Source organism: Sulfitobacter sp. PR48 (assembly GCF_028807335.1).
Lineage (GTDB): Bacteria > Pseudomonadota > Alphaproteobacteria > Rhodobacterales > Rhodobacteraceae > Sulfitobacter.
The window spans coordinates 93,324-112,740 of the sequence record NZ_JARAMM010000014.1 but is presented as its reverse complement, the minus strand read 5'-3'; the positions used below and the strand labels follow the sequence as shown (position 1 = coordinate 112,740).

The 19,417-nt window shown below is 65.1% G+C and carries 20 protein-coding genes; 15 read left to right on the top strand and 5 right to left on the bottom strand.

Translation table 11 applies throughout. The features are described 5' to 3' along the window. Window positions 1-54: 54 nt before the first annotated feature. Window positions 55-2,250, bottom strand: a complete 2,196-nt coding sequence (gene hrpB, locus PVW51_RS18110) for an ATP-dependent helicase HrpB (protein ID WP_274576481.1) — start codon at window positions 2,248-2,250, stop codon at window positions 55-57. A 79-nt stretch (window positions 2,251-2,329) separates the two neighbouring features. On the opposite strand from hrpB, the gene meaB reads away from it, so the two are divergent. Next, the gene (gene meaB, locus PVW51_RS18105; protein ID WP_274576487.1) at window positions 2,330-3,310 is read left to right on the top strand and encodes a methylmalonyl Co-A mutase-associated GTPase MeaB; all 981 of its coding nucleotides are present in this window, start codon (window positions 2,330-2,332) and stop codon (window positions 3,308-3,310) included. Window positions 3,311-3,600: 290 nt separating this feature from the next. On the opposite strand, the gene PVW51_RS18100 is transcribed toward meaB, so the two are convergent. The 3 genes from PVW51_RS18100 to fsa all read right to left on the bottom strand — a co-directional run bounded on the left by PVW51_RS18100 (window position 3,601) and on the right by fsa (window position 6,053). After that, window positions 3,601-4,551 (bottom strand): tyrosine recombinase XerC, encoded by a 951-nt coding sequence (locus PVW51_RS18100; protein WP_274576479.1) that lies wholly within the window; start codon window positions 4,549-4,551, stop codon window positions 3,601-3,603. After that, window positions 4,548-5,255: a DUF484 family protein gene (locus tag PVW51_RS18095; RefSeq protein ID WP_114274658.1), complete on the bottom strand. Its 708-nt coding sequence runs from the start codon at window positions 5,253-5,255 to the stop codon at window positions 4,548-4,550. The genes PVW51_RS18100 and PVW51_RS18095 overlap by 4 nt, the downstream gene beginning before the upstream one ends. A 144-nt stretch (window positions 5,256-5,399) precedes the next feature. After that, a complete protein-coding gene (fsa, locus tag PVW51_RS18090; RefSeq protein ID WP_114274657.1) occupies window positions 5,400-6,053 on the bottom strand; it encodes a fructose-6-phosphate aldolase in 654 nt (217 codons plus the stop codon). Window positions 6,054-6,171: 118 nt separating this feature from the next. Between fsa and PVW51_RS18085 the strand changes: the two genes are divergently transcribed. From PVW51_RS18085 to PVW51_RS18060, 6 genes are all read left to right on the top strand, one after another. Continuing rightward, a complete protein-coding gene (locus PVW51_RS18085; protein ID WP_274576476.1) occupies window positions 6,172-8,367 on the top strand; it encodes a primosomal protein N' in 2,196 nt (731 codons plus the stop codon). 120 nt (window positions 8,368-8,487) lie between these two features. After that, entirely contained in the window at window positions 8,488-8,676 is a 189-nt protein-coding gene (locus PVW51_RS18080; protein WP_269367633.1) for a hypothetical protein, read from the top strand. Window positions 8,677-8,893: 217 nt separating this feature from the next. Next, on the top strand, window positions 8,894-10,126 hold the full coding sequence (locus tag PVW51_RS18075; RefSeq protein WP_274576472.1) for an MFS transporter: 1,233 nt from the start codon (window positions 8,894-8,896) through the stop codon (window positions 10,124-10,126). Then, window positions 10,126-11,520, top strand: coding sequence for an MATE family efflux transporter (locus PVW51_RS18070; RefSeq protein WP_274576470.1), 1,395 nt, complete (start codon window positions 10,126-10,128; stop codon window positions 11,518-11,520). The genes PVW51_RS18075 and PVW51_RS18070 overlap by 1 nt, the downstream gene beginning before the upstream one ends. Next, window positions 11,520-12,392: a 50S ribosomal protein L11 methyltransferase gene (locus PVW51_RS18065; RefSeq protein WP_274576469.1), complete on the top strand. Its 873-nt coding sequence runs from the start codon at window positions 11,520-11,522 to the stop codon at window positions 12,390-12,392. The genes PVW51_RS18070 and PVW51_RS18065 overlap by 1 nt, the downstream gene beginning before the upstream one ends. A gap of 109 nt (window positions 12,393-12,501) precedes the next feature. Next, the gene (locus PVW51_RS18060; protein ID WP_274576467.1) at window positions 12,502-12,846 is read left to right on the top strand and encodes a hypothetical protein; all 345 of its coding nucleotides are present in this window, start codon (window positions 12,502-12,504) and stop codon (window positions 12,844-12,846) included. A 259-nt stretch (window positions 12,847-13,105) separates the two neighbouring features. Here PVW51_RS18060 and PVW51_RS18055 read toward each other — a convergent pair whose 3' ends face one another. Continuing rightward, a complete protein-coding gene (locus tag PVW51_RS18055; RefSeq protein WP_114274652.1) occupies window positions 13,106-13,324 on the bottom strand; it encodes a DUF1127 domain-containing protein in 219 nt (72 codons plus the stop codon). Between the two features lie 331 nt (window positions 13,325-13,655). Between PVW51_RS18055 and ruvC the strand changes: the two genes are divergently transcribed. From ruvC to PVW51_RS18015, 8 genes are all read left to right on the top strand, one after another. Further along, window positions 13,656-14,162 carry a crossover junction endodeoxyribonuclease RuvC gene (gene ruvC / locus PVW51_RS18050; RefSeq protein ID WP_269367638.1) on the top strand — a complete coding sequence of 169 codons (507 nt, stop codon included), beginning with the start codon at window positions 13,656-13,658 and terminating at the stop codon, window positions 14,160-14,162. Continuing rightward, complete coding sequence (gene ruvA, locus PVW51_RS18045) at window positions 14,159-14,821, top strand: Holliday junction branch migration protein RuvA (protein ID WP_114274651.1); 663 nt, start codon at window positions 14,159-14,161, stop codon at window positions 14,819-14,821. The genes ruvC and ruvA overlap by 4 nt, the downstream gene beginning before the upstream one ends. Window positions 14,822-14,867: 46 nt before the next feature. Next, window positions 14,868-15,887, top strand: coding sequence for a Holliday junction branch migration DNA helicase RuvB (gene ruvB, locus PVW51_RS18040; protein WP_269367640.1), 1,020 nt, complete (start codon window positions 14,868-14,870; stop codon window positions 15,885-15,887). 35 nt (window positions 15,888-15,922) lie between these two features. Then, window positions 15,923-16,546 (top strand): hypothetical protein, encoded by a 624-nt coding sequence (locus PVW51_RS18035; RefSeq protein WP_274576466.1) that lies wholly within the window; start codon window positions 15,923-15,925, stop codon window positions 16,544-16,546. Further along, entirely contained in the window at window positions 16,543-16,941 is a 399-nt protein-coding gene (locus PVW51_RS18030; RefSeq protein WP_269367642.1) for a YbgC/FadM family acyl-CoA thioesterase, read from the top strand. Before PVW51_RS18035 ends, PVW51_RS18030 begins: the two co-directional genes overlap by 4 nt. 118 nt (window positions 16,942-17,059) lie before the next feature. Further along, window positions 17,060-17,755: a protein TolQ gene (tolQ, locus tag PVW51_RS18025; protein WP_114274647.1), complete on the top strand. Its 696-nt coding sequence runs from the start codon at window positions 17,060-17,062 to the stop codon at window positions 17,753-17,755. 2 nt (window positions 17,756-17,757) lie between these two features. Continuing rightward, the gene (gene tolR / locus PVW51_RS18020) at window positions 17,758-18,228 is read left to right on the top strand and encodes a protein TolR (RefSeq protein WP_114274646.1); all 471 of its coding nucleotides are present in this window, start codon (window positions 17,758-17,760) and stop codon (window positions 18,226-18,228) included. 3 nt (window positions 18,229-18,231) lie between these two features. Next, the gene (locus PVW51_RS18015; RefSeq protein ID WP_269367643.1) at window positions 18,232-19,386 is read left to right on the top strand and encodes an energy transducer TonB; all 1,155 of its coding nucleotides are present in this window, start codon (window positions 18,232-18,234) and stop codon (window positions 19,384-19,386) included. The last annotated feature ends 31 nt before the right edge of the window (window positions 19,387-19,417 follow it).

Sequence of the window (19,417 nt, the reverse complement as noted above, 5' to 3'; positions counted from 1 at the left end):
GGGGCATTATCCACATCAGTGTAAGGGGGTCATTTTTGGATGCCGATCACCCCGCTACGGGGTCAAAATTGCATGCCTGTTCACAGCAATCGCAGGCTGCGCGCCGTCATAGTCGATGGGGATGCGGCGGCCCAGCGGCGTTTCGAAATGTGCCGGGGCGGCGCTGTCCAGCGCCTGCTGCTGGTCCCAGTCAAGCCGTGCCCGAAGGGCGGGCAGCAGGTCGAACCCTTTCCAGTCCCCGGCGCTGCGCAGCCCGGTCAGATGCGGCAGCAGCCAGTCCTCCAGCGTTGCCATCAGATGGGCTTCGGAAAAATCGGGGAAGGGCGGGGGCATCAGCCTTGCACGGGCCAGAAAGCGCCGGGCCGCGGCACCGGGCAGCAGTCCCAGCTGCCGCACACCCTCCAGCATCGCCAGCGCCACCTGATCTTCCGGCGCATCGGTCCAGTTGCGGTCCTGTAGGACCAATGCACCGAATGTTTCCTGCTGACGGGTCAGCACCCGGTTGTCACGCCGCGACCAGATGCAGACGTCTTTCCAGGTAATCTGACCCTCGAATGTCGCGCGCAGATCGGCCTCTTCCAGCCGCGCGGCCTGGCGGATGCGCGCCTCGCGCGGATCGCCGTCCAGATCGGTGGCCACGATCAGCCGCGCCTGGGCCATCGCGTCACCCTGTGGCAGCATGGCGCCCTTGCCGCCCGACAGGACATAGCGCGGCGCGTCCCCGGGCCTGCGCAGGCCCACACGGTCGGGATAGGCCAGCGCAGCCAGCACTGCGATATCTTCAGGGCCCTGCGCGGTCTGGCCTCTGGCGAGGCGCTTGGCCTCCTGCCGGATGCGCGCTACCGTTGCCGCATGGGCCTGCGGATTGCCGCGTTCGATGGCCTGAATGCGCAGCATCAGGTCCACGCCGGTGCCGCGCAGCGGATCACGCTCTGCCAGCAGGGCCGCAAGCGTCGGTGCCCGCGCACCGCCCCGTGCCACCATATGCGCAAGGCGGGGGTGCAGCGGCAGGCGCGCCAGCGCCCGGCCGTGATCGGTGATCCTGCCCTGCGCATCCAGCGCTTCCAGCATCTGCAGAACGCGCCGCGCCTCGGCCAGACGGCCCTCATGCGGGGGCGTGACAAAGCGCATCTCTTCGGCCTGACCACCCCAAAGCGCCAGTTCCAGCGCGAAACCTGTCAGGTCTCCGGCCTCGATCTCTGCGGGCGGATAGGCGGCCAATGCGCCCTCCTCCCCCTTCGTCCACAGCTTGTAGGCCACCCCGGGCGCCATCCGGCCCGCCCGGCCCGCGCGTTGCGCGGCCTCGGCCCGGGTGACCCTTTCGGTGATCAGCCGCGACATGCCGGAGGCGGGGTCAAAGCGCGCCCGGCGCGCCCGGCCCGCATCGACGACGATGGTGATCCCCTCGATGGTCAGGGAGGTTTCCGCGATGGAGGTGGCAAGCACCACCTTGCGGCCCGACGGGGCGGGGGCGATGGCGGCGCGCTGGGCCTTGAAGTCCATCGCGCCAAAAAGCGGGGCAATGGTGCATCCCTTGGGCAGCTGATCGCGCAGGATCGCCTCGACCTTGCGGATCTCGCCCTCACCGGGCAGGAACACCAGCGCCGATCCCTCCGCCTCGGCCAGGGCCTGCAGCACAAGATCTGCGGTCGCCTGTTCGAGACGCCTGTTGCCAACGGGTTTGTCCAGCCAATACGGGGTGACCGGAAAGCTGCGCCCCTGGGAGGTGACCACGGGTGCGGCCATCAGATCGGCCACCGGGGCCGCGTCCAGCGTGGCAGACATGGCCACCAGCAGCAGGTCGTCGCGCAGTGCCTCCGCCACCTCCAGACAAAGCGCCAGGCCGAGGTCCGCATTGAGCGAACGTTCGTGGAATTCGTCAAAGATCACGGCACCCACGCCGGGCAGATCCGGCTCTGCCTGCAACATCCGGGTGAGGATGCCTTCGGTCACCACCTCGATCCGGGTCGTCCTGCCAACCGCCGAAGCCCCGCGCACGCGGTAGCCGACCGTCTGGCCGACCTCTTCGCCCAAGGTGGCGGCCATGCGTTCTGCTGCGGCCCGCGCGGCAAGGCGGCGCGGCTCCAGCATCAGGATCTTGCCCTTTGTCAGCGCCGCGTCGAGCATTGCCAGGGGGACGCGCGTGGTCTTGCCCGCGCCGGGCGGAGCCTGCAGCACCAGACGGCCGGTTTCGCGCAGGGCGGCGATGGCCTGCGGCAGGACCGCGTCGATGGGCAGGGTAAAGGACATGTCGTCTTATCCGGCAAACCGCCTGGCGCGCCAAGGGCCGGGGCTGGACATTTTTGCGCTGTCCCGCAAAAGATGCGCCATGGATATCAAGGACCTTGCCAGCCGCATCCGCGCACAGGAGCGCCGGGCGCTCGCGCGTGCGATCACGCTGGTGGAATCGGGCCGCGCCGATCACCGCGCCGCCGCCGCCGAATTGCTGGCTGCCCTGCCGCAGGAGGGTCAGGCGCTGCGCATCGGTCTGTCCGGCACCCCGGGCGTGGGCAAATCGACCTTTATCGAAAGCTTTGGCATGATGCTGACCGGCATGGGCAAGCGGGTGGCGGTGCTGGCGGTCGATCCGTCCTCCTCCCGCTCCGGCGGGTCGATCCTGGGCGACAAGACCCGGATGGATCAGCTCAGCCGCGATCCCAATGCCTTTATCCGGCCCTCGCCCAGCCAGACCCACCTGGGCGGCGTGGCGCGGCGCACCCGCGAGGCCGTGCGCCTGTGCGAGGCGGCGGGTTTTGACGTGGTGCTGATCGAGACCGTGGGTGTCGGCCAGTCCGAAACCGTGGTGGCAGAGATGTCCGACCTTTTCGTGCTGCTGCTGGCGCCGGCGGGCGGGGACGAATTGCAGGGCGTCAAACGGGGCATCATGGAAGTGGCGGATGTGATCCTGATCAACAAGGCCGATGGGGAACTGAAGGCGGCGGCCACCCGCACCTGCGCCGATTACGCGGGCGCGCTGCGCCTGCTGCGCAAGCGTCCGCAGGACCCGGCGGGCTATCCCTGTGCGATGACGGTTTCCGCGCTGGAGGAGAACGGGCTGGATCAGGCATGGCGGGCGCTTGAAGACCTGGCAGACTGGCGGCGCGAAAACGGATTCTGGGACCGGACCCGTGCCGCGCAGGCGCGTTACTGGTTTCTGGAGGACGTGAAGCAGCGCTTGCTGGCGCAATTGTCCGAAGCCGAAACACAGGCGCGGCTCACCGCGCTGAGCGACGCCGTTGCCGCCGGGAAGCAGGACCCCTCAGCCGCCGCGCAGGATTTTGTGGACGGGATGCGCAGGTCGGTATCCTGACGGAATTTTCGAAAATTCCGGTTCGATTTCTTTGAAGAAATCGGCGGTTCATGCGGTTCTCAGGGGCTTGATGTGACGGCGGAGTTTTCGAAAACTCCGGTCGGTTTTCTTTGAAGAAAACGCTTGTTTTCCGAATCTTGAGGTGTAGGGAAAGTCACAAAGTCGGAATTTTCGAAAATTCCGGTTCGATTTCTTTGAAGAAATCGGCGGTTCATGCGGTTTTCAGGGACTTGATATGACGACGGAGTTTTCGAAAACTCCGGCCCGTTTTCTTTGAAGAAAACGCAATCTCATCCCGCCTTGGGATGCGCCCGGTTGTAGACCTCCATCAACCGCGCCGTGTCGACCGCCGTATAGGCCTGGGTGGTGGAAAGCGAGGCATGGCCCAGCAATTCCTGGATCGCGCGCAGATCGCCGCCCGCGTCCAGCAGATGGGTGGCAAAGCTGTGGCGCATTGCATGGGGGGTCGCGGTCGCAGGCAGGCCAAGCTGCATGCGCGCATCCGCCATCACCTGCGAAATCGCGCGCGGCCCCAGGGGCCCCCCACGCACGGCGCGAAACAGCGGGCCATCGGCCTCCTGCGGGAAGGGGCAGGCGCGCAGATAGGCACCGACCGCCTCGCGGGCGGCAGGCAGAACCGGAACCACGCGTTCCTTGCCGCCCTTGCCGGAAATGCGCAGCGCCTCGGGCAGGGGGGCATCCGCGCCCCTGAGGCCAATCGCCTCCGATATCCGCAGACCGCAGCCCCAAAGCAGGGTCAGCACCGCGACGTCGCGGGTTGCAACCCAGGGGTGACGCGATTGCAGTTCGACACAGTCGATCATCGCACGCGCGGCATCCACCGCCAGCGGGCGGGGCAGTTTCCTGGAAAACTTCGGCGCGCGGGTGGTCAGGACCGCTGTGGGTTCAAAGCCTTCGCGTTCTGCCAGCCAGCGGTAAAAGGCTTTCACCGCGGACAGCTTGCGCGCCATGGAGCGGGGGCCGACGCCGGGGCCGCGTGTGCGGGCCATCCAGGACCGCATGTCCGAAATCGTGATCTGTGCCAAGGCGCCAAGGCCCTGCGGTGCCGCCTTATGGGCGGTCATGAAGGCCAGGAAATCCGCGACATCGCCCTGATAGGCGGTCAGCGTATTCTCTGCCGCCCCTTTCAAGGCGCGCTGCTGGTCCAGCCATGTGGCCAGCGCATCGCGCGCGGCGGGGCTGATCAGCCCGGTCTGTGCTGCTGTGTCGCCGCGCTTCAAGACAGCCAGCGGCGCATCGCGCGCTCGAACACACCGGTAAAGAAGGTCAGCAGGTCGGTGCCCTGCTGGGGGCCGAACATATGCGGATCCTCCGCCCCCAGAACCAGCAGGCCGGGCAGGCGGCCCGCGCCGAAATCGAGCTTCAGGCAGGCTTCGGACCGGATCCAGTCGGATTTCTCGCCATAGATCTGATGCGCCCCGTCCTGTACGCCACGCAAGGTCACCTGGCGGGGCGCGCCGCCGCGGCCATGGGTCAGGTAGCTGTCGATAAAGCCCGGTTCTGCCACGCTCAGCACATCACCCAGCCGCTGTACCGCCGGGTCATTGTCGTTCTGAACCGATTCAAGAACCAGCTTTACCGCATCGACACGCAGGATATCAGCCACTTCGCCGCCCAGATCGCGCAGGAAGGGCTCGAATTCAACCGGGTCGAGCATCCGCAGGATGGCACGGTGGATCTGGTTGGTCCCGGCCAGGTTTTCATAGGCGGCGGCGATCACGCTGCGGTGCGTGTCCTCCAGCCGGTCGAGCCGCGATTCCAGCCGTTCCATCGCGATGCCGCGCAGATCGACGATATTGCCGCCCATCGCCCTTTCATTGGCAGCGATCAGGGCCTGCATCAGATCGGTGTCGTCGAGTATCACATCGGGTTGCGAAATGATCGCCTCGCGCAGGGCGTCGTCAATCTTGGGGCTGCTGCTCATATCAGTCTCTGCTTGATTTGCTCCGGTATAGCACCGCTGGCCGGCAATTGCCGCCCCTTTTTCGCCATGCCGGGGCAAAAAGCCGTGGCGTTGCGAAATTGTGCCCTTCGGGGTGCGGGGCGGGCATGCCGCCCCGAAACCGGGTCAGAGGATTTTCTGGCCGGTCTTTTCCCAATCCTTGGTGAACTGCTCAAGCCCCTTGTCGGTCAGCGGGTGGATCGCCAGCTTCTTGATCACCTCGGGCGGCGCTGTCATCACATCGGCACCGGCCAGCGCGCATTCGTGGACGTGGTTCACGGACCGGATGGAGGCGGCGAGGATGTTCGTTTCGAACCCGTAGTTGTCATAGATCGTCCGGATGTCGTGGATCAGGTCCATGCCGTCGATGTGGATGTCATCGAGCCGCCCGATGAAGGGCGAGATGAAGGTCGCACCGGCCTTGGCGGCCAGCAGCGCCTGGTTGGCGGAGAAACACAGTGTCACATTGACCATGCGGCCCTCGCCGGACAGGATCTTGCAGGCTTTCAGCCCGTCCCATGTCAGCGGCAGCTTGATGGTGATGTTGTCCGCAATCTCGGCCAGCTTGCGGCCCTCGGCGATCATGGTCTCTGCATCCAGGGCTACCACTTCGGCACTGACCGGGCCGGTGACCAGCGCGCAGATCTCGCGGGTGACCTCGATGATGTCGCGGCCCGACTTGAGGATCAGGGAGGGGTTTGTGGTAACGCCGTCTACCATGCCCAGGTCGTTCAGCTCGGCAATCGCGTCAATCTCTGCGGTGTCTACGAAAAATTTCATCTCGGTGTCCTTATCGCTTGGAATGGTGGCGCTAACGGTTATCTCTGTCGCCTTGGCTTTATCGCATGATCTGCGATGCTGAAAGCCTTCAATTGTGAATTTCCAAGGTGGGGCATCCGTGGACGGTCCGGAATTCTTCGATCAAGGCGACCTGGTGGCGGTGCTGACGACCCAGCCTTTGGGCCGGGCGCTGGATTACCGCGCGCCCGAGGGGGGCTGTCACCGGGGCGCGTTTGTGGAGGTGCCGCTGGGGCCGCGCAAGGTGCTGGGCGTGGTCTGGGGGGCCGGGCAGGGCGATTATGACCTGTCCAAGATCCGCTCCGTGATCCGGGTTCTGGATGCCGCGCCGATGCGCGAGGAAATGCGCAGCTTCCTTGCGCGGGCCGCCGCCTATACGCTGACGCCAATGCCCGCGATGCTGCGTCTTGCCACCCGTGCGCCGGGCCTGGGCGACCCGCCGTCGATGCGCAGGGTCTACCGGCGCGGTGTGTCGGAGCCCGAGCGGATGACCGACGCCCGCCGCCGCGTCCTGGCAACCCTGCAGGATTATGGCGATCTTTCCTTTACCCTCAAGGAACTGGCCGAGATGGCCGGGGTGACCGCATCGGTGGTCAAGGGGCTGGTGGCACAGGGCGCCGTGGCCGAAGAAGAAAGCCCCCGCGATCTGCCCTTTCCCCGGCTGGACCCGGAACTGCCGGGCAAGGCGTTGACCGCGGATCAGGCCGCCGGGGCAGAAGTTCTGGCAGAGGCGGTGCGCAGCCAGAGCTATGGCACCACCCTGCTGCGCGGTGTCACTGGCTCGGGCAAGACCGAAGTCTATCTCGAAGCCGTCGCTGCCACTCTGCGCATGGGCCGTCAGGCGCTGGTGCTGCTGCCCGAGATCGCCCTGACCGAGCAATTCCTGCACCGGGTCGAGGAACGCTTTGGCGCGAAGCCCGCCGAATGGCATTCGGGGGCCACCATGACCGAACGCCGCCGCATCTGGCGGATGGTGGGCCAGGGACACGCACAATTGGTGATCGGGGCGCGGTCGGCCCTGTTCCTGCCGTTTCAGAATCTCGGGCTGATCGTCGTGGATGAGGAACATGACACCTCCTACAAGCAGGAGGACGGCGTGCTGTACCACGCGCGCGACATGGCGGTTCTGCGGGCCTCCATCTGTGGTGCCCAGGTGGTGCTGGCAAGCGCCACACCCTCGCTTGAGACCTGGGCGAATGTGGAAGCAGGCAAATACCGGCGTCTTGAACTGACCTCGCGATTCGGCCCTGCGGTGATGCCGCAGATGGGGGCCATCGACATGCGCGACGAGGGGCTGCCCTCTGACCGCTGGGTGTCACCGACACTGCAGGGCGAGGTGAACAAGCGGCTGGAAAAGGGCGAACAGGCAATGCTCTTCATCAACCGCCGCGGCTATGCGCCGGTCACGCTGTGCCGGGCCTGCGGGCATCAGATCGGCTGCGACCATTGCGATGCGCGCATGGTGGAGCACCGGTTCCTCAAGCGCCTGATCTGTCACCAATGCGGTGAAAGCAAACCCATGCCCGAAACCTGCCCCTCCTGCGGGGCGGAGGGCCGGCTGGCCCCGGTGGGGCCGGGGGTCGAAAGGCTGGGCGAGGAGGCGGCGGCGCTTTGGCCCGATGCGCGGGTGGCGGTGCTGTCCTCGGATATGTACGGGTCAGCGCGGGCGCTGAAGGCCGAGATCGCGGGCATTGCGGCGGGGGCGGCAGACATCATCATCGGCACGCAACTGGTGGCCAAGGGGCATAACTTTCCCAATCTCACCCTTGTGGGCGTGATCGACGCGGATCTGGGGCTGATGGGGTCTGACCTGCGGGCGGCAGAGCGGACATTCCAGCTGATGCGCCAGGTGGCAGGCCGGGCGGGCCGGGCGGAGGCACCGGGGGCGGCGCTGTTGCAGACCTATCAGCCGGATCATCCGGTGATCCGGGCAATCCTGGCGGGCGATGAAGAGGCTTTCTGGTCGGCAGAGGCAAAGGAACGTCACCAGGCCGGGGTGCCGCCCTATGGCCGGATGGCGGGGATCATCCTGTCCGGCCCGGATGTGGCGCAGGTGTTTGATGCGGGCAACCTGCTGGCGCAGCGCGACGCGCCGCTGCGGCGCATCGGCGCGCAGGTCTTTGGCCCGGCCCCGGCACCCATCGCCCGGGTGCGCGGGCGGCATCGCGTCAGGCTGCTGGTCAAGGCGGAAAAATCCGCGCCCCTGCAGGAGGCGCTTGCGCAATGGGTGGCGCAGGTGAAGCTGAAAGGTGAGCTGCGCCTTGCAGTGGATATCGACCCCCAGAGCTTCTACTGACCCTGCCCGGTCACCGCTGCGACGATCCATCACATTTTGTGAAGTGATCCCGCATAAACATTCATTTCAATGATTGGCCAGTGGTCCCTATCTATGGCTCACACAGCATAGGAGTCTACCATGTCACTTCAGGAACAATCTTTCAAATCTTCACAGATGCATGTCCGGATGACCGCCCCGGTCGCCCTGCTGATCGGCGCTGTTTTTGCCGCTCTTCTGGTCTGGGCCGTGCAGGGCACCGACGCCGCGGGCGACGGGCCGGTCTGGTACGGCAATTCCGGACCCGTCGCGGCGCAGACATCGCTTTGATGGGCGCGGAACGGCGCGCAGCGCTGTTGCGCTGCGCGCAAGCCGCCCCGCCCGCCGTCCCGTGTCGCCGTGTCGTCTGACATGGAGAGGGTCCATGCGGGGAGGCGTCGCGCAGGGATATTTGGGGCCAAAAAGAATGCGGAGCGGTGCATTCGGGAAGGGCAGATGTGCGTTTTTGGCCTCGTCTTTGGCCTGATGCAGGCGTATTAGCGCTGGCATGACGCAATTCGTGACCCTTGAAGACGCCAAGCATCAGCCGTTCTGGCGGCGACCCGTGGCCCTGCTGTTTCTGATGGCGCTGGCGATGCCGATTGCCTTCAACACCTGGTCGGCATTGCTGAACAACTTCGTCATCGAGGTCGCGGATTTCGACGGCTCCGATATCGGGCTGCTGCATACGGTGCGCGAGATTCCGGGTTTCCTCGCGGTGGGGGTGATCGCGATCATCATTTTCGTGCGCGAACAGGTGCTGGGGCTGGTGTCGCTGGCCCTGCTGGGCGCTGCAACAGCGGTTACGGCCTGGTTCCCCTCCATGGGCGGCATTCTGACGATCACCATGCTGTCCTCCATCGGGTTTCATTATTACGAGACGGTGAACCAGTCGCTGCAGCTGCAATGGCTGAAGATCGAGGATGCGCCGCGCATGCTGGGCTGGCTGCTGGCGGCGGGCTCCTTTGCGACGCTGGTGGCCTATCTGGCGATCATGTCCCTCTGGGAGACGCTGGATCTGAGCTATAACGCCGTCTACCTGGCGGGGGGCGGGGTGACGCTGCTGATCGCGATCTTTGCCATGGTGGCCTATCCGCAGTTCGAAGCCCCCACGCCGCAGATCAAGAAGATGGTGCTGCGCCGCCGCTACTGGCTCTATTACGCGCTGCAGTTCATGGCGGGCGCAAGGCGGCAGATCTTTGTGGTTTTTGCCGGGTTCATGATGGTGGAACGGTTCGGCTATGAGGTGCATCAGATCACCACGCTCTATCTGGTGAACCTTGTTGCCAATATGGTGCTCGCCCCGATGATGGGCCGTGCGGTCGGCTATTTCGGTGAGCGCCGCACGCTGGGGTTCGAATATATCGGGCTGATCATCGTCTTTCTCAGCTATGGTGGTGTCTATTACCTGGGCTGGGGCGTGATGGTGGCCGCCGTGCTTTATGTGCTGGATCACATCTTTTTCGGGCTGGCGCTGGCGCTCAAGACCTATTTCCAGAAGATCGCGGACCCGGCGGATATTGCGCCGACTGCGGCGGTGGCCTTTACCATCAACCATATTGCGGCGGTGTTCCTGCCGGTGCTGCTGGGGCTGTTGTGGCTGGTCTCGCCTGCTGCGGTCTTCTTCCTTGCCGCGGGGATGGCGGGCGTTTCACTGAGCCTTGCCATGCTGATCCCGCGCCACCCGGCGCCGGGGAACGAGACGATCTTTGCCAGCGCGGTGCCGCAGGCGGCCGAGTGATGGCCGAACAGGGCCGTTTCCTGACCGGTGGCACGATGGGCCATGTGGTGCGGATGACGGCGACCGGGGCGATGGGGATCACCTTTGTCTTTGTGGTGGATGCCGCCAACCTGCTGTGGATTTCGCAGCTTGGCGATCCGCGGCTGGTGGCCGCGATCGGCTTTGCCTATGCGGTACAATTCTTTTCGGTATCCATTGCCGTGGGGCTGATGATCGCCACCACGGCGGTGATTTCGCGCAGCATCGGGCAGGGCGCCCATGCGCAGGCGCGCAGGCAGGCGGCGGCGGGCACGGTGATCGCCGCCGCGATCCTGACTCTGGTGGTCGCGGCGATAGTCGGCTTCCGGCATGAGCTGATTGCGCTGGCCGGCGCCACCGGAGAGACGGCGCGCCTCGCGTCACGCTACCTGGCGATCACGATCCCCTCGCTGATCCCGATGTCGGCGGCGCTGGCCTGTTCCGGCGTGCTGCGGGCCCATGGCTATGGGGCCAAGGCGATGTATGTCACGCTGTTTTCCGGATTTGTGCTGCTGCTCCTGGACCCTGTCCTGATCTTCTATCTGGGCTGGGGGCTGGACGGGGCCGCGATCGGGCTGGTGCTGTTCCGCTTTTCGCTGCTGGGGCTGGCCCTGTATTACGCCGTCGCGCAGATGGGGCTGCTGGAGCGTCCCCGGCTGCGCACCCTGCGCAACATCGCGGGGCCCTTTGCCGCCGTGGCGATCCCGGCGGTTGCCACCCAGATGTCCACCCCTGCGGGCAACTACTTTCTGACCATCGTCATGGCGCAGTTCGGCGATGACGCGATGGCGGCCTGGGCGGTGATCGGGCGGCTGACGGTTGTGGTCTTTGGCGGCGTCTTTGCCCTGTCGGGGGCGATCGGCGGTATCTTCGGGCAGAATTACGGCGCGGGCCGGATGAGCCGCGTCCGCAGCACCTACCGGGACGCGCTGCTGTTCTGCGGCATCTATACATTGCTGGCCTGGGGGCTGCTGATCATGGTGACGCCTCATGTGATCGCGCTTTTCGGGCTGAGCGGCCTGGGCGCGGATGTCCTGCGCTCTTTCACCTTTGTGGGTGTAGGAGGCTTCATCTTTATCGGGGCGCTCTTCGTGTCGAACGCGGCATTCAACAACCTCGGGCGCGCCGGGCGCTCCACCCTGGTGAACTGGATCAAGGACGGGCTGCTGAGCTGGCCTGCCGCTGCGTGGCTTGCGGCCCTCTTTGGGGCGCAGGGGGTGATCTATGGTCAGGCGCTGGCAGGCGGCGTCGTCGGGATCGGGGCGGCACTCTGGGGCTGGTTCTATGTCAGGGGGCTGCGCGACCCTGTGGGCGCGCCCCTTGACCCCGGCACGCCACGGCCCTACCCGAACCCTGACAGATACCGGAGACGCTGATGCCCACCTTCACCGCATTGACCACCCTCGAAGGCCGCGCGCCCGCCTACAAGCTGGGCGAGGCGATGGAGGCGATGACCCCCGAACCCACCGGCATCGGCGTGTTCGAGATGGAAGACGGATCGGGCCTCTGGGAGGTCGGCGGCTATTTCGAGGAGGCCCCGGACGAGGCAAGCCTGGCCCTGCTGGCCGCAGCGATGGGCGCGAAACCCTTCGTGGTATCAGAGTTGCCAGAGACCGACTGGGTCGCCCATGTGCGCCGGGAACTGGCCCCGGTGGAGGCCGGACGTTTCTTTGTCTATGGCAGCCATGATGCGGACAAGGTGCCGGAAGGGGTCGAGCCGCTGCTGATCGAGGCGGCAATGGCCTTTGGCACCGGGCACCACGGCACCACGCTGGGATGCCTGCGGGCGCTGGACCGGCTGGCGGCGGGCGGTTTTGCTGGTGCGAATGTGGTGGACATCGGCTGCGGCACGGCGGTGCTGGCCATGGCGGCGGCGCGGATCTGGCCGCAGAACGTGCTGGCCAGCGACATTGACGAGGTCGCGGTGGAGGTCGCAAAGGCGAATGTGGCGGCAAATGGGCTGACCGGCCGGGTCTCCTGTGTCGAGGCGGCAGGCTTTGGCCATCCCGACCTCGCAGCGGCGGCGCCTTTCGACCTGATCTTTGCCAACATACTAAAGGGTCCGCTGATCGCGCTGGCCCCCGACCTGGCCGATTCCCTGCAACCGGGCGGATATGCGATTCTCTCGGGGATTCTGAACGAGCAGGCCGACGAAGTGATCGGCGTTTATGCACGATGCGGCATCAATCTGGTCGAACGGGAGAGCATTGTCGACTGGACGACACTCACACTGCAAAAAAACACCTAGATTGAAGGGGTTTTAAGGTACATTTGAGGCAGTTGCCCAGAATTTGCCACATTCCTTGTCTAATTCTGATTTCAACAGCGGTGGGGGCCGATGTTGAGAGAAATAAGACATGGTTGAGACACACGACCACTTTGTTGCCCGCCTTTCGAATCTGGGGAAAAAGCACGCGAAGTTGGCGCATGGCTATTCCACCAAGGTGGGTCGCGATGGCCTGATCATCGTGACGCCGAAACGCCGCCGCCGCGGATTTCCCTTCAAGCTTCTGATCATGTTCGGGCTTGGCTTTCTTGGCCTCAAGGTCTTCATGGTCGCGGCTGTTGGCCCGGTGACCTACAATGATCGCCTGGCGAAACTTGAAAGCGGCAGTGTCATCGAACAGGCGGGTGCAAAGGTTCTGGCGATTGATCCGGTGACCGAAACGCTTGCCAGCATGACCGGCCCGGTCCTGCGCTGACGAAAACGGCAGCGGCCCGGTTACGGGCTGCTGCATCCGCCTTTCTCCGACAATCCGCTGTCCGGCAAAGAAAAACCGCGATCCCCAGGCTTGGAGAACGCGGTTTTTTGTCCACAGCGTCCCGCCTTTCACCTGATGCATTCAGTATCGCCGATGTCCCGAGAGCGCGAAGCGTGGCAGGGTATCGGCGATTCAAGTTTAAGGCGGGGCGCTTTAGGCGTGGTGAAGGCGTGGCGGCGGGAGAGCCGCCGCGCCGCGATCAGCGGATCAGGTTGGATTGTGCAACCAGGTCGATGTCGCCACGGACCAGGCCGATATCGTCAAGTTCGCGGTCGGTCAGCGAGGACAGCGCGCGGCGTGTTGCGCGGGCGTCGTTCCATGCGACCAGCGTTGCCGCCAGTGCGTTCAGACCGGAGAAGAAACGAGAAACGGCAATGATGGAGCCGTATGCGGTGCGGGTGGTGTCAATAGCTGCCATTGGAGCCGTCCTTTTACATTAGTGTTATGCCGGTTTTCCCGGCGGTGTGCTGCGCAAATAGGCGGATATGAAACCCGGCACAATCACCAGAAATGCATGTGTGTTCTGCGGCTATTGCATAGGTCCTCCTTGCGTGTAAAACGCTGAAAATTAATGGAAAGAGACCCGCAGTTCCTGTCGTTTGCGGGTGATTTTACGGCGCAAGCAGGCCGCGTGGCTCAAAAGCGACGCAAGGTATGTCGCAACCAGGCCTCACGCGAAAGGACTTGGTGAATGTTCGCCTTTCGTGCTAGTGCATCAAAAAAACAACATAGAGGCGAATTCGGACAGGATGATACGGGTAATCGGCATTGATCCGGGGCTGCGCAACCTTGGTTGGGGGGTGATCGACGTGGCCGGACCACGGCTTTCCCATGTGGCCAATGGGGTGATCGTGTCGCAGGGCGACGATCTGGGGCAGCGGTTGCTGTCGCTGCACGCGCAGCTGACGCGGATCTTCGCGACCTATCGCCCCCAGGCCGCGGCGGTGGAGCAGACCTTTGTCAACAAGGATGGGGCCGGCACGCTGAAGCTGGGGCAGGCGCGGGGCATCGCGATGCTGGTGCCGGCGCAGGCGGGGCTCTGCGTTGGCGAATATGCGCCCAACACGATCAAGAAGACGGTTGTCGGCGTGGGCCATGCCGACAAGGGCCAGGTCGCCCATATGGTGCGGATGCAGCTGCCGGGGATCGAGATTGCCGGTCCGGATGCGGCTGACGCGCTGGCCATTGCCATCTGTCATGCCCATCACGGCGGGGCCTCGGGGCTGGCGGCGGCCGTGGCGCGGGCCAGCGCATGATCGGCAAGATCACGGGACGCATTGATTACCGCGCGGCGGATCACCTGCTGATCGACGTGCGCGGTGTGGGCTATCTGGTCTATTGCTCGGACCGCACCCTTGCCGCCCTGCCCGGTGTGGGCGAGGTCGTGGCGCTTTATACCGATCTGGTGGTGCGCGAGGACCTGATGCAGCTTTTCGGGTTCCAGACCCTGGTGGAAAAGGAATGGCACCGCCTGCTGACCTCGGTGCAGGGGGTCGGGGCCAAGGCATCGCTGGCGATCCTGGGCGCATTGGGGCCGGATGGCGTCAGCCGCGCGATCGCGCTGGGCGACTGGAACGCGGTCAAGGCGGCCAGGGGCGTCGGCCCCAAGATCGCGCAGCGCGTGGTGCTGGACCTCAAGGACAAGGCCCCCGGTGTCATGGCAATGAGCGGCACGCTGGCGCAGGCGCAGGGCGAAGACCCCGCCGAGGTGATCGAGACACCGGTTTCCCGCCCTGCGCGGGCGGCGCCTGCCGCCACATCGGCGCAGGCTGACGCTTTGTCGGCGCTGGGCAATCTGGGCTATGGCCCCGGCGACGCGGCGGGCGCGGTGGCACAGGCAGCAGGCGACATGCCCGGGGCCGACACCCCCGCCCTGATCCGCGCGGCGTTGAAACTGCTGGCACCGAAGGGGTAGGGTGCCGTTCAACAGCCCCAAGGGCCGGGAATGGCGCGGATGACAGATGACCGAGATTGACCCCACAGTGCGGCCTGACCCGCTGCCCGAAGACCTCGACCGCGCCCTGCGGCCGCAGATGCTGGACGAATTCGTAGGCCAAGCCGAGGCGCGGGCGAATTTGCGGGTGTTCATCCAGTCGGCGCGCCAGCGCGGCGAGGCGATGGACCACACGTTGTTTCACGGCCCTCCCGGCCTGGGCAAGACCACGCTGGCGCAGATCATGGCGCGCGAACTGGGGGTGGGGTTCCGCATGACATCCGGTCCGGTGCTGGCCAAGGCGGGGGACCTGGCGGCGATCCTGACCAATCTTGAAGCGCGCGATGTGCTGTTCATCGACGAGATTCACCGGCTCAACCCGGCGGTGGAGGAAGTGCTTTACCCTGCACTGGAGGATTTCGAGCTGGACCTCGTGATCGGCGAGGGGCCCGCGGCGCGCACCGTGCGGATCGAGTTGCAGCCTTTCACCCTGGTGGGGGCCACGACGCGGATGGGATTGCTGACGACACCGCTGCGGGACCGTTTCGGCATCCCCACGCGGCTGGAGTTCTACAGCGAGGACGAGCTTTTCATCATCGTCGACCGCAATGCCCGAAAGCTCGGCGCACCGGCAGACGAACATGGTGCCCGCGAGATCGCCCGCCGCGCGCGGGGTACCCCCAGGATCGCCGGACGGCTCTTGCGGCGGGTCGTGGACTTCGCGCTTGTGGAGGGCGACGGCAGGGTGACCAGGGCGCTGGCGGACATGGCCCTGACACGGCTGGGGGTGGATCATCTGGGGCTTGACGGGGCCGACCGGCGTTACCTGACCCTGATTGCGGAGAATTATCAGGGCGGGCCGGTGGGGATCGAGACATTGTCGGCGGCCCTGTCGGAAAGCCGCGATGCCCTGGAAGAGGTGATCGAGCCCTTCCTGTTGCAGCAGGGATTGATCCAGCGTACCCCGCGCGGGCGCATGCTGGCGGCGAAGGCCTGGGCGCATCTGGGGATGGCACCGCCCAGGGGGCAGAGCGATCTGTTTGGCTGAACTGTCGGTGATGTGTATTTTGGGAACAATGAAACATGGATGCTGAACAGGTCGAGGCGCTGTTTACCCGTGGGGACGGGAGTTTTGCCTTTGCGCGCTGGGGGCGGCCGGTCTGTCCGGTGGTCTTTGGCGTGGATGATGCCACGCTGAGCGTGGTCAAAGGCGCGGTCGAGGCGGTGTGTGGTCTGGCGGGTCACGAGATGGGCGAGATGGACGCAGAGCTGGGCAGCAATCTGATGATGTTCTTCTTTCGCGACTGGAACGAGCTTCTGGATGTGCCGGGCATGGACCGGCTGGTGGAGGACCTTGCACCGCTGGTGGCCCGGCTGGAGGCGGCGGAGGCGAACCAGTACCGGTTCTTCCGCTTCGACAAGCGCGGCGCGATCAAGGCCTGTTTCGTCTTTCTGCGGATGGATGCGCATCTGAGCGACGTGCCTGCGCATACCCTGGCCTTGAGCCAGATCGTCCAGTCCATGCTCATGTGGTCGGATGTGGCGTTTCAGGACTGGTCACCCCTGGCCGTGGCGGGCGAGACGACGGTGCTGCAGCCGGATGTGGCCGCGCTGCTGAGGGCGGCCTATGATCCGGTGCTGCCGGTTGCGGCCCGGGACCCGGCCCATGCATTGCGGCTGGCTGCAAGGATCGGTGTGTTGCAATGAGCCATCGTTTCCCGATCCGCATCTTCTATGAAGATACCGACATGGCCGGTATCGTCTATTACGCCAATTACCTGCGCTACATTGAACGGGCGCGCTCCGATATCGTCGAGCAGTTCGGGCTCGACCAGCGCGAGATGCGGGCGCAGGGCATTGTCTTTGTCGTCACCAGGGTCGAGGCCGATTATCTGGGCACCGCCGGGTTCGGCGACCGTCTGGAGGTGCGCACAACACATTTCGCCAAGGGGGCGACGCGCTGGATCTTCCATCAGGATGTCTGCCGGGAGGACAAGGTGATCTTCCGCGCCCTTGTCACCGCAGTCTGCATGACCACCGATGGAAAACCCACCAGATTGCCAGCAAAACTCCGCTCACTGCCGAAGGATGCGGCGGGTTAACGCCAATGTTCTGGCTTTCCCGCTTGCACTGGGATAAGTTTGCGCCAAATAGCGCCTTGGAAAACAGGGCCGCAGAGGCATGCAGCCGCGACGTGGCGGCACAACAAGAGCAGGAATAATGGAAGCAGAAACGCTGGCATTGGCGCAGGAGATTGATTTCTCCGTGTGGGGACTTTTCGCGCGGGCGACGCTGGGAGTCAAACTGGTCATGATCATTCTGATCATCGCCTCCTTCTGGTCGTGGTCGATCATCGTGCAAAAGCTGTTGCAATATCGCCTTGCGCGTTCGGAGCAGAAGGCTTTCGATCAGGCGTTCTGGTCCGGGGAACCGCTGGACGGTCTTTTCGATCAGATCGGCCCGGATCCCAGCGGGCCTTCGGAAAAGATATTCGCCTCCGGGATGACCGAATGGCAACGTTCGCACCGGGATGATGGCGGGCTGATCCCCGGTGCCACGGCGCGCATCGACCGGTCGATGGATGTGGCCATCGCCAAGGAGGCCGAGCGCCTGCAAGGCGGGCTGACGGTGCTGGCGACGGTCGGGTCATCCGCGCCCTTCATCGGCCTTTTCGGCACGGTGATCGGCATCATGAACGCCTTTGTCGAGATTGCCGCCCAGCAGAACACCAACCTTGCGGTTGTCGCCCCCGGCATTGCCGAGGCGCTGCTGGCCACCGGTCTGGGGCTTCTGGCCGCGATTCCGGCGGTGATTTTCTACAACAAGCTCAATGCCGACAGTGAACGTATCATCGGCGCGCATGAAGCGTTCTCCGATGAATTCGCCACCATCCTGTCGCGTCAGCTGGACAGCTGAGCATGGGCGCGGGTGCGATCAAGAAACAGGGCGGTGGACGCGGACGGCGGCGCGGGCGCGCCCAGCCGATGTCCGAGATCAACGTGACGCCTTTCGTGGACGTGATGCTGGTTCTGCTGATCATCTTCATGGTTGCGGCGCCGCTGCTGACCGTGGGCGTTCCGGTGGAATTGCCCAAGACCGCCGCCGGTGCCCTGCCCGCAGAGCAGGAGGAGCCGCTGACGGTGACCGTCAGCGCCGATGGCGCGGTGCAGATCCAGACCACGGATGTGGCGCGCGACCAGCTGGTGACGCGGCTGCGCGGGATTGCGGCGGAACGGGCCAGCGACCGCGTCTATCTGCGTGCCGATGGCAAGGTGCCCTATGCGCAGGTGATGGAAGTCATGGGCGCGCTGAACGCGGGCGGTTTTTCCAACATCGGGCTGGTGACCGACATCGGTGGTCCGGCGTTGGACAGTCCGGGGTCAGAGTGACACTTGCACCGCAACGATCTTCATATCGGGCATTATGTATCGGGAGCCGGCCACCTGACGGTGATCGGCTGGCTTCTGCTGGGTAATGTTTTCACCTCCGAGCCGCCGCCCTTCGAGATGACCGAGGTATCGGTGATCTCAAGCACCGATTTCGATGCGCTGGTGGCAGGGCAGCAGGCGCCCGACACGGCGACCGAGGTGGCACAGCCTGCGGCACCCGAGGTGACACCTGATCAGCCCGAGGTCGCGGCGGAGCCGGACACGCAGGTTGAGCAGCCTGCACCGGCCCAGGCCGATCCGCCCGCCGATGACACGCCGCCCGATGTGGTGGAGCTGGCTTTGCCGCCGCAGACGGATGTGGCGGATACGCCGCCGGTCCTGGATGAACCTGTTGGCGACCAGGCCGTATTGGTGCCCGAGGTCGCGCCCGAAGCTGCCCCGCGCCCGGTCGAGCGTGTCGCACCCGAGCCTGTCGCGCAGCCCGAGCCCGAGGCAACGCCGGACCCGGTGCAGCAGGAAGCCGTGGCACCGGACGAAACCGGCGATGCGCCGCAGGAAAGCCAGGAAGCCACCGCGCCGGAGGAGGCGACAACCGAGATCGTGACGGAGGCCACCAAGGCACCCGCCGCTTCGCCGCGCCCGCCCGGGCGACGCCCCGCGGCCCCGGTGGTCGCCGAAACGCCGGTGGAAACTCCGACCGAGACGCCGCGCGTGGCCGAGACACCGGCCCCGACCAGGACACCGGACGCAGACGTAGATGCCGACGCCATCGCCGCTGCTGTCGCCGCGGCCCAGGCGGCAACCGAGACACCGGCCAAGCCTGCGCCGAGCGGTCCGCCGCTGACCTCCGGGGAAAAGGAGAATCTGCGTGTTGCGGTGTCGAACTGCTGGAACGTCGGATCGCTTTCTTCCGAGGCGCTGCGCACGACCGTGGTTGTCGCGGTGAACATGGCGCAGGACGGGACCCCCATCATCGGGTCGATCCAGATGATCGGCAGCGAGGGCGGATCATCCGCCGCCGCCAAACAGGCGTTCGAGGCGGCCCGCCGCGCGATCATCCTGTGCGGATCGAAGGGCTATCAGCTGCCGGCCGAAAAATACAGCCAGTGGCAGGAGATCGAGATGACCTTCAACCCCGAGAGGATGCGGGTAAAATGATGGAACATGTGTCGTTTCACCGGCATTATTC